General features: G+C 72.4%; 9 protein-coding genes. 3 read left to right on the top strand and 6 right to left on the bottom strand.

Features of this window, described 5'->3' with window-relative positions; translation table 11 throughout:
- Nucleotides 1–186: 186 nt before the first annotated feature.
- Together purU and ACTB72_RS09125 are read left to right on the top strand one after the other, a co-directional pair.
- The gene (purU, locus tag ACTB72_RS09130; protein ID WP_463036678.1) at nucleotides 187–1,104 is read left to right on the top strand and encodes a formyltetrahydrofolate deformylase; all 918 of its coding nucleotides are present in this window, start codon (nucleotides 187–189) and stop codon (nucleotides 1,102–1,104) included.
- 376 nt (nucleotides 1,105–1,480) lie between these two features.
- Nucleotides 1,481–2,248, top strand: coding sequence for an SDR family NAD(P)-dependent oxidoreductase (locus ACTB72_RS09125; RefSeq protein WP_463036677.1), 768 nt, complete (start codon nucleotides 1,481–1,483; stop codon nucleotides 2,246–2,248).
- A 157-nt stretch (nucleotides 2,249–2,405) separates the two neighbouring features.
- On the opposite strand, the gene ACTB72_RS09120 is transcribed toward ACTB72_RS09125, so the two are convergent.
- The 6 genes from ACTB72_RS09120 to ACTB72_RS09095 all read right to left on the bottom strand — a co-directional run bounded on the left by ACTB72_RS09120 (nucleotide 2,406) and on the right by ACTB72_RS09095 (nucleotide 8,633).
- A complete protein-coding gene (locus ACTB72_RS09120; protein ID WP_463036676.1) occupies nucleotides 2,406–3,155 on the bottom strand; it encodes an SDR family NAD(P)-dependent oxidoreductase in 750 nt (249 codons plus the stop codon).
- Nucleotides 3,152–4,621 carry an FAD-binding oxidoreductase gene (locus ACTB72_RS09115; RefSeq protein WP_463036675.1) on the bottom strand — a complete coding sequence of 490 codons (1,470 nt, stop codon included), beginning with the start codon at nucleotides 4,619–4,621 and terminating at the stop codon, nucleotides 3,152–3,154. The genes ACTB72_RS09120 and ACTB72_RS09115 overlap by 4 nt, the downstream gene beginning before the upstream one ends.
- A complete protein-coding gene (locus tag ACTB72_RS09110) occupies nucleotides 4,618–5,238 on the bottom strand; it encodes a GtrA family protein (RefSeq protein WP_463036674.1) in 621 nt (206 codons plus the stop codon). The genes ACTB72_RS09115 and ACTB72_RS09110 overlap by 4 nt, the downstream gene beginning before the upstream one ends.
- Nucleotides 5,239–5,265: 27 nt before the next feature.
- Complete coding sequence (locus ACTB72_RS09105) at nucleotides 5,266–6,840, bottom strand: UbiA family prenyltransferase (RefSeq protein WP_463036673.1); 1,575 nt, start codon at nucleotides 6,838–6,840, stop codon at nucleotides 5,266–5,268.
- 289 nt (nucleotides 6,841–7,129) lie between these two features.
- Complete coding sequence (locus ACTB72_RS09100; protein WP_463036672.1) at nucleotides 7,130–7,915, bottom strand: response regulator; 786 nt, start codon at nucleotides 7,913–7,915, stop codon at nucleotides 7,130–7,132.
- 196 nt (nucleotides 7,916–8,111) lie between these two features.
- A complete protein-coding gene (locus tag ACTB72_RS09095; protein WP_463036671.1) occupies nucleotides 8,112–8,633 on the bottom strand; it encodes a hypothetical protein in 522 nt (173 codons plus the stop codon).
- 233 nt (nucleotides 8,634–8,866) lie between these two features.
- Here ACTB72_RS09095 and ACTB72_RS09090 point away from each other — a divergent pair, with 233 nt between their 5' ends.
- The gene (locus tag ACTB72_RS09090; protein WP_463036670.1) at nucleotides 8,867–10,063 is read left to right on the top strand and encodes an amidohydrolase; all 1,197 of its coding nucleotides are present in this window, start codon (nucleotides 8,867–8,869) and stop codon (nucleotides 10,061–10,063) included.
- The last annotated feature ends 31 nt before the right edge of the window (nucleotides 10,064–10,094 follow it).

Below are 10,094 nucleotides of genomic sequence, written 5' to 3'. Positions count from 1 at the left end.
CGACCCCGGCGCGGCGCCCGCGTCCCCGGCGCGGCCCCCCGGCCGCCTCGCGACCCCGCCCCCCCTTGCGCGCGTCGCGATCCGGCGCGAAAACGCCGCGCCCGGACGCGGAACGTGGCGAATGACGTGACCATGATCTCGCAGCGCCGATCCCACCGCGAGGCGCCCGCCGATGAGGATCCAGACATGAGCGACACCGCGCCCGCCGCCTCTCCCGCACCCGCATCTCCCGCCGCCGCCGCGCGAGCCGAGGAGCACACCTGCATCCTCAACCTCTCCTGCGACGACAAGCCGGGCATCGTGGCGGCGGTGACCACCGAGCTCGCGGCGCTCGGCGCCAACATCTCCGAGTCCAACCAGTTCTGGGACCCGCTCACCAACCGCTTCTTCATGCGCATCGCCTTCCGGGTCCCCTCCCGGCTCGGCGTCGACGAGATCGACCGCGCGCTGCGCCCCGCCGTCGACCGCTACGAGATGCGCATCGCGCTCTCCGACCAGGCCCGCAAACCGCGCATCGTGATCATGGTGTCCAGGTTCGACCACGCCATGCTGCACCTGCTCTACCAGATCCGGGTCGGCTGGCTCGACGCCGAGGTCGCGGCCATCGTCTCCAACCACGAGACCTGCCGGGCCGATGCCGAGCGCGAGGGCGTGCCCTTCCACCACTGGCCCGTCACCAAGGCCACCAAGCTCGACCAGGAGGCCCGGGTGCTCGATCTGGCGAAGGAGACCGGGGCCGACCTCGTCATCCTCGCCCGCTACATGCAGGTGCTGTCGGACGGGCTGTCGAAGCGGCTCTATGGCAAGGTGATCAACATCCACCATTCGTTCCTGCCGAGCTTCAAGGGCGCCAAGCCCTACCATCAGGCGTTCGAGCGCGGGGTGAAGCTGATCGGGGCCACGGCCCACTACGTGACCCCCGACCTCGACGAGGGCCCGATCATCGAACAGGAGACCCAGCGGGTCAGCCACGCCATGTCGGCCGAGGATTTCGTGGCCGCCGGGCGCGACGTGGAAAGCCGGGTGCTCGCCCAGGCGGTGAAGGCGCATCTGGAGCGTCGGGTGATGCTGAACGGGCACAAGACGGTGGTGTTCCCGAAATGAGGGGCTGAGCCGGGCTTCCGGCGCAGGAGGCGGCGCGACGCTTCACGCGCCGGCGGCGAGGTCATGCCCGCGCCGCCGGCCGGCGTGGCGCGGGTTGCGATGGGCGCCCGCGTGACGGTCGGCGGATGCGCCGGCCTCACCGCCTCCGCCCGCCGGCGCTGGCTCGGGACGAGGTCCGCGCCCCAAAGGCGCCCGTGGCCGCAAGCGCCCCCGCTCCAACGCGCCGCGGGCGCCGCGTCGCCACCGGCGCGACCGGGACGCGGCGCTTGCAGCCCCCGCGGCCCGCGATCCCTCCGCCTTGACAGGCGCCGCCCGCCACGGGCCTCCTCCCTTCGCGCCAAAACCCCACGCCCAAATCCCCACGCCGGAGACCGCCATGACCGCGCCCCTCGTCACCCCCTCCTTCCGCCTCGACGGCCGCCGCGCCGCGGTGACCGGCGCGGGCCGCGGCATCGGGCTCGCCTGCGCCCATGCCCTCGCCCAGGCCGGGGCCGAGGTCACGCTCCTCGCCCGCACCCTGCCCGAGATCGAGGCCGCCGCCGCCAACATCCGGGCCGCCGGCGGCGCGGCGGAGGCCCGGACGCTCGACGTCTGCGACCTCGCCGCAACCCGCGCCTTCTTCGAGACCGCCGCCCCCTTCCACGTGCTGGTCAACAACGCCGGGACCGCCCGGCATTCGAGCTTTCTCGACACCGACGAGGCCGATTTCGACGCGGTCATGGCGCTCAACCTCCGCGCCGCCTATTTCGCCGCCCAGGCCGCCGCCCGCCGCATGGTCGCGGCCGGCATCGCCGGTTCCATCGTCAACATGTCTTCCCAGATGGGCCATGTCGGGGGGCCGGAGCGCGCGGTCTACTGCGCCTCCAAACACGCGATGGAGGGGTTCACCAAGGCCATGGCGCTCGACCTCGCCGCCCATGGCATCAGGGCCAACACGATCTGCCCGACCTTCATCGAGACGCCGCTGACCGCGCCGATGTTCGCAAGACCCGAGTTCCGCGCCTTCGTCGCCGCCTCGATCCCGCGCGGCACGCCGGGCAGGCTGGAGGAGCTGATGGGCGCGGTGGTGTTCCTCGCCTCCGACGCCTCCACGCTCTTCACCGGCTCTTCGCTGATGGCCGACGGGGGTTGGACGGCGCGCTGACGACGGGGGCTTGGGGCGGGGGGCGGGCGCCAACCCGCCGTCGATCCGGACCCATGGCGGGTTCGCACCCGCCCTACGGCGTGCGCGTGCAAACGACGTAGGGCGGGCGCAAGCCCGCCATGCCAGGGTCGACCGTGGGCGAGCCCCCGCCCCCGCCTCAGAACTTCGTGCGCACGAACACCGCTTCGGGCAGGTTGCGGATGACCGCCATCAGCAGCGCCCATTTCCAGTGCATGACCCTGGGGCGGCGCTTGTGCAGCGCCGTCACGATCAGCCCGGCCTGCGCCTCGGCGCTGAGCGTCAGAGGGCCGATCAGGTCCATGCCCTCGGTCATCGCGGTCGCGACGAACCCGGGCTTCACCGTCATCACCAGCAGATCCGACCCCGCATAACGCTGGCGCAACCCCGAGAGCATGGTCGCGAAGCCCGCTTTCGCCGCCCCGTACCAGTAGTTCCGCGCCCGCCCCCGATCGCCGGCGACCGAACCGATGCCGATCACCGCCGTCGGACCCTCCAGCGCCGAAAGCCGGGCCGCCGCCGCCTCCAGCATCACCGCGGGGCCGGTGAAGTTGGCCAGAACCACCTCTGCGATCCGCGCGGGGTCGTCCTGCGTGACCTCCTGATCGCCCAGCAGCCCGACCGCCGACAGCACCACGCCGGGCATCTCGGGCAGCGCATCGAGCCACGCCCCGTGGCCCGCGAGATCCGCAGCGTCCCAGATCACGGCCCGCGCCTCCACCCGGTGGCGGGCGGCGATGTCGGCCGCGTCCCGCTCCAGCGCCGCGAGGTCGCGGCCCGCCAGCAGGATCGGGCGCCCCTGCGCCGCCAGCCGATGCGCCACGGCGCGGCCGATGTCGGAACGGGCGCCGAGGATCAACGCCGGGCGAAGGGAAGCGGACGGGTTCAAAGACCAAGTCTCCTGGCGAGTTCGGTGAGAAAGCCGGGGTCGCGGGCCGCAGCCCCCCGGAAGGTTCTGGCGCGGGGATCGAGGGCGTCATGCTCGCGCGCGCTCAGCGTCGCATCCTTCGCGAGGTAGATCCGCCCGCCATGCGCCGCGGTCAGCGCCCGCAGCCGGGCCACCAGCCGCAGCGCGCGCGCCGTCGCCGGGAAATCCAGCGCCAGCGTCCAGCCCCGGCGCGGGAATGACAGCGAGGCCGGGTCCGAAGCCCCCTCCCCCAGCGCTTTCAGCACCGCGAGAAACGACCCCTGGCGGGCCGCCGACACCGTCTCCAGCATCGCACGCAACCCCGCCGCGGCGGTCTCGGGCGGCAGCACGCACTGGAACTGCACGAAGCCGCGCCGGCCATAGATCCGGTTCCAGCCCAGCACGGCGTCGAGCGGGTGGAAACAGGCGCTCCACGGGACCAACGCCGGGCCCTGCGTCTCCTGCCGCTCCGCCGCCCGCAGCCCCGCCCGCCAGTAAAGCGCGTTGAACGCGCCGACCGTCACCGCGTTCAACGCGAAACCCGGCACGAAATCCGGCGGCGGCCCGATGCGTTTGGCGGCCCGGCCCAGCGCCCAGCGGTCGGCTTCCTCGGTCGCCCCCAGCTCGGCCAGACCCGCGTCCTCGGCCCGGTAGACCAGCGCGCGGCCGAGCGCCGGGCCGGTCGCGAGGCAGTCGATCCAGGCGGAGGTATGGGTCCAGCCGGACGCGCCCTCGATCGCCGCCATCGCGGCGGCGAGGTCGGCGGCCGGGGTCACCTCCTGGCGCAGCCACCCCGTCTCCACCCGTCTGAGACGCAGCGAGGTGCGGACGATCAGCCCGGTCAGCCCCATGCCGCCGCAAGTCTCGGCGAAGCCGGCCGCGCCCGGTTCCAGCCGCCGCACCGCGCCGTCGCGCCCCATCACCTCGACCCAGTCGAGATGGGCGGAGATCGAACCTCCCCCTGGCGCGTGATGGTTCTTGCCGTGCACATCGGCGGCGATCATGCCGCCCAGCGTCACGAAGCGGGTGCCGGGGACCACAGGTGGGAACAGGCCGCGCGGCAGCAGCGCGATTTCGAGATCGGCGAGGCTGACGCCGGCCTCGGCCACCACCCGGGGCGCCGCCTCGTCGACCGACACGAAACGGTTCAACCCTGCGGTCGACAGCGCCAGCGCCGGGCCCGCCGCGGGCGGCAGCCCGGCGTCGCCATAGGCCCGGCCGAGCCCGCGCGGCGCGATGCCGGCCCCCTGCCCCAGGATCAGCGCCGCCGCCTCCGCCACGTCGCGCGGGGCCCGCAGATGGCCCCGCACAGTGGGGAACCGACCCCAGCCGCTCAGCGCCACCGGCGCCGCCAGGTCGCCGCGCAGCGGCGGCGCGGGACCAAGACCACGAAAAACCTCATCGGCTTCGCCGCCCGCCATGACCGGCCCCACGTCATCCGTGCTCATCGCGCGGCGCCCGTCTCGGGCGCGGGGGTGAACACGAAGCGCCGGTCCAGGCGATATTTCACCACATAGCCGACGATCAGCCCGATCGCCGCCCCGGTCTCGCGCGCCGCGCTGGTGCTCCAGATCCACCAGGCCAGCGCCTCGGCCCCCCAGAACAGCGTCGTGGTCAGCAACCCGATCAGCGCATAGAGGCTGAAACGCTTGGCATGGGCCGCCGCCCCCCGGCTGCGATCGTTGAAGATCCAGCGCTTGTCGAGCAGGTATTTCAGCACCAGCCCCGCCGCGGTGCCGAAGGCGATGGCGATGGCCAGCGCCATCGGTCCGCCCAGCTCCGCCCGCCAGCCGCCGCCCGCGCGCACCACCTCCAGCACGTCGTGCAGAAGCCAGTCGAGCACGTCCGGCGCCCAGCCGAAAGCCACCGTCTCGGCCCGTCTCAGCGCCGCCAGCACCAGACGCTGCACCGCGAGATTGCACAGCATCGCCAGCACCGCGAAGCCTGCGTAGCGCAGCGCGATCTCGCGCGCGCTCAGCCGATGCGACGCGCGCAGCCCCCCCGGCGCGTAGTCCGGCGACGGGCGCGCCGGCCGCGGGCCCTCGTCCTCTTCGCGCGCCCTCATCGGCGCCCCCTCGCGATCAGCACCCGTTCAATACCACTTGGCGACCATCGCGCAGGCCAGCATCCCCGCGCCGCAGATCCACGACAGCGGATCGCGGATCGCGAACAGCACCGGATCGTCGTTCATCTGGCCGCGGTGGGCGATCATCACCATGCGCGACGACCAGTAGAGCAGGATCGGCGGCGCCCCCCACAGCAGCAGCGGCGACAGATAAAGCCGCTGCACGGTCGGCGAATAGATGTAGAGCGCCAGCACCAGCACCGCCGTGTAGCCCGCCGCGATCGCCATCATGGTGACCACCGGCAGGTCGTCGGCCCGATAGGCGCGCCCCGACGTCTCGGTCTTGCCGGCGTTGGCGAGGTCCACCAGCTCGGTCTGCCGCTTCATCGCGGCGAGCGACAGGAACAGGAACACCGACAGCGCCAGCATCCAGGGCGAGACCTCGAGGTCGAGCGCCATCGACCCGGCGATGACCCTGAGGGTGTAGAGGCCGGCGAGCATGCAGATGTCGATCACCAACTCGCGCTTCAGCGCCATGGAATAGAGCAGCGTCGCCCCGAAATAGACCGAGAGCACGCCGAACAGCATGTCCGACACCGCCCAGGCCAGGCCGAAGCCCGCGCAGAACAGCACCGCCCCCATCAGCAGCCCGTGCATCGCCGGCACGTCGCCGGCGGCGAAGGGGCGGAAGCGCTTGCGGGGATGGGCGCGGTCGGCGTCGAGGTCGAGCAGGTCGTTCACGCAATAGACCGAGGACGAGACCAGCGAGAACGCCGCGAAGGCGAGGCAGGCGGTCAGCCACGCGCCCGCGTCGGACTGGTGGCTGGCCAGCAGCGGCAGGAACACCAGCGTGTTCTTCATCCACTGATGCGGACGCAGCGCGCGGAGATAGGGCCGGATCCGGCCGAGTCCCTGCGAGGCGGGATCGAGATGCAGGGCGGCGGGCGCGCCCGCGGGCCGGGTCAGCGCCTCGGCCTGGCGGATCAGGCCGGGCGAGGCGCCGGCGGTGATCACCTGGCGCGCCGCCGCCCAGACCGGCAGGTCGCGCGGGGCGTCGCCCACATAGTCGAAGCCCGCCCGCCCGAAGCGCGCCATCAGCATGTCCGCCTTGGCGTGACCGCCGAGATTGACCGTGCCGTCCGAGCCCTCGACCGCGTCGAAGAGGCCGAGATGCGCCGCCACCGCGTCGGCCACCCGCTGGTCGGAGGCGGTGGCGAGCATCACGAACCGCCCCGCCGCCTTCGCCTCGCGGATCAGTTCGAGCACCGACCAGCGATAGGGCAGGCCGGCGGCGTCGATGGTCACCTGGTCCGTGATGCGGGCCTTGAGCGGGGATTTGCCTTTGCGCGCAGCCTCGATCAGCTCCGGCGCGGCGGCGACCAGAGGGGCGAAGCCCAGCGCGATCAGTCCCAGCGCGCTTTCGTGCAGCGTGTCGACCGGCACCAGCGTGCCGTCGAGGTCGATGACCAGCGCGATCAGCGCATCCGGATGCGGCGCGGCGTCGGGGGGGGCGGTTTCGGGCGGGGCGGTCGCAACGGCGGCGAATCGGGACGCACCGTCCGCCTCCCCCTGCCGGGCGGGGTCGGGACGGGGCGCGGGCACGGGCGTTTCGGCGAAACCGGACGGAGGGCCGACCTCGTTCCCGCCCCGGGCCACGGGGTTCGCGTCGTCGGCGTTCGAACGATCTGAAACGGACATCGCGGACCTTTCGAAAACGCGACGCTTCCGCACGCGAAATCCGGGCGGGCGCTTCAAGCAGGATTAACATTTCCGACTCGGCGGTTACAGTCCTAGATCGCGGCCCTAGATCGCGGCGCGCCCCCGCGCGAGCCCCGCCTCCCCGCGCCCGGCGCGGCCTCCTCCCGCCCGTTGGGTCAACCCGCCCGCGGCTTCAGTCGCCCGACGACGCCTCCCCCGCCGTCCGTGACAGGCGCGCGCGGTAGAGGCGCGACTGCGCCGGCGTCACCATGGCGATCAGTTCGGCCAGACGCTCATAGGGGCCCCGCAGCCCTTCGACCTGCGCCTCCGCCCTGGCGACCCGCTCCGCCTCCGCCTCCAGCGCCCGCGCCGCCTCGCTGATCTCGGAGAACCCGAAGGCGCCGGCGCTGCCGGTCAGGGTATGGGCGATGGCCGCGATATCGCCGGCGACGGTCGCGGTGGCGGCTGCGGCGTCCTTCGCGCCCGGCGTCGCGCGGCCGTCGAGCAGGTCGCGCAGATGCGCCGATTGCCGAACGAGCGAGCGGCAATGCTGTTCGACCAGGGTCAACACCCGTTCCGCCGCCGCCTCCCCGCCGCCGGGATCGGCGTTGGCGCGGTCGAAGATCTTGCGCAGGCGGTCGGGAAGGGTGAGCGGATCGAAGGGCTTGGGGATCACGTCCACCGCGCCCATGGCGATGTAGCGCGACACCTCCCGCCCCTGCACCTTGGCGGTCACGAAGATCACCGGGGTCCGCGCCAGCCGCGCATCCTTGCGCAGGCCGGCGAGCGTCTGCGGCCCGTCGAGCCCGGGCATCATCACGTCGAGCAGGATCAGGTCCGGGTTGAACGCCCCGGTCCGGTCCAGCGCCTCCTGCCCCGAGGCGCACATGTCGGTTTCGAATCCGCCGACCTTGGTCAGCATCAGTTCGGCGATGGCGCGGATATCCGGCTCGTCTTCCACATAAGTGATACGCTGCAAGGCACGACTCATTCCACGCTCCGTCCGGGCTTGAAGGCGGTCGTCGCAAGATCATACGCTCGACGCGCAGGCTTCGTCCGACGCGCAGGCTTCGTCCGAAGCGCCCCCGCCACAGGCGCCCCCCCAACTCTACCGCGACGTTACGTCCGAAATCCTTAACCGCGTGTTTACGATCCGCCCGGCTCGGAGCGTCCGCTCAGCGGCCCGCGATCGTCATCCCCTTGGGACTCATGGCATTCAGCGCCTTGGTCACGCCGATGTGACGCGCGATGAGATACTCGCCGGTGACGGACACCGCCCCCATCGCCCCCCAGCCATCCGCCGCGTCGCGGGAGGCGCCGAACACCCGATCGCGGTTGATGGCGCTCACCTCAAGCCGCAGCAGGGTGAGCCGATCGAGCAGCGTCTCGGCCAGGACCCTGGGCGACGGGCGCGCCGTCGCCGGCCCCTCGACCAGGTCCAGCGCCGCCATGCAGGCGTCGGCGAGACGGACGAGAAACGGCGCATCGGCCGCCCCGGGCGCGCCGCGCGGCAGGAAGCGCGCGCGGTTGTCGTAATGTCGGCAGGTCTGGCGCCACTCGGCATGCGAGGCGGCCGCGGCGGCCCCGGCCTGGGTCTCCGCCGCGCGCAGCGGGCCGGAGGCCGGCGTCGCAGCGAGCAGCGCGCCGAGAACGGCCCCGAAAACCGCGTGCGCGGCCTGTCTGCGGGATCGAAGCATGAAACGAACCTCCCCGAAAACCGACATGACGATTTCGCGACGCTAGCATGACATGCGCCGCCCGCCAGACCCATTTGCGCAGGTCGGTTCTCAGAATTGGTTAACCGGGCCGCCCCCCCCCCCGCGCTGCCCCCCGCCCTGCCCTCCTGCGGCGCGGCGCACGCATTGACCCGGCCCGCGCCCGGGGCCCAAAGTCGGCCGCCGCACCGCAACAGCCACGGGATCCGCACGCCATGAACGCCCCCTTCCTCCGCAGCCGCCACCACAACACGATCATGGAGCTGGCGCCCCAGGCGACCGCATGGCGCCGCGACATCCACGCCCATCCCGAAATCGGCTTCGAGGAGCACCGCACCGCCGCCCTGATCATCGAGCGTCTGCGCGAATTCGGCGTGGACCAGATCATCGAAGGCCTCGGCCGCACCGGCGTCGTCGGCATCGTCAAGGGCCGCGCCCCGGGCCCGATGATCGGCCTGCGCTGCGATATCGACGCGCTGCCGATGCAGGAGCGGACCGGGCTCGACTACGCCTCGACCCACGCAGGCAAGATGCATGCCTGCGGCCATGACGGGCACACCGCCATGCTGCTCGCCACCGCCAAGGTGCTGGCCGAGACGCGCGACTTCGCCGGCTCCGTGGCGCTGATCTTCCAGCCGGCGGAGGAAGGCGGCGGCGGCGGGCGCGAGATGGTGGTCGAGGGCCTCTTCGACAAGGCCCCCTGCGAGACGGTCTGGGGCCTGCACAACATGCCCGACCAGCCGCTCGGCACCTTCACCTCGCTGGCCGGCGGGGCGATGGCGGGCATCGACTATTTCGACATCGCCATCGAGGGTCAGGGCACCCATGCGGGCGTCCCCCATGCCGGCGTCGACACGGTGCTGATCGGCGCGCATGTGGTCACCGCGATGCAGTCCATCGTCGGGCGCAACCTCTCGCCCTTCCAGGCGGCGACCATCGGGATCTCGATGTTCAAGGGCTCCGACGCCTATGTGGTGATGGGCGACCGGGCGGTTCTGGGCGGCTCGGTCCGCTATTTCGACATGGCGGCCCGCGACAAGGCGGAGGCGCGGCTGCGCGCGCTCGCCACCTCCATCGCCGAGGGCTTCGGGGCCAAGGCGGTCATCGACTACCGCAAGAACTACCCGCCCTGCGTCAACCCGGCGGCGGAGGCGGATCTGGCCGCCGAGGTCGCGGCCTCCATCGTCGGCGCCGGCAATGTGGTGCGCGAGGCGGAGCCCTGCATGGCCGGCGAGGATTTCGCCTTCATGCTCAACGAGCGGCCGGGCAACTACATCTGGATGGGGACCGGGTCCGCGGACCATGTCTCGGGCAAGCTGCACTACCCCGACTACAACTTCAACGACGCCGCGATCCCGCAGGGGGTCGCCTACTGGCTGGCGCTGGTCGACCGGCTGCTGCCGGCGTCCTGACGGCGAGGGGGGCGCGGCGGGTTCGGCCGCG

The organism is Albimonas sp., from assembly GCF_055129145.1.
Note: the sequence above shows the minus strand (reverse complement) of the source record. Positions and strands in the feature narration are given on the sequence as shown.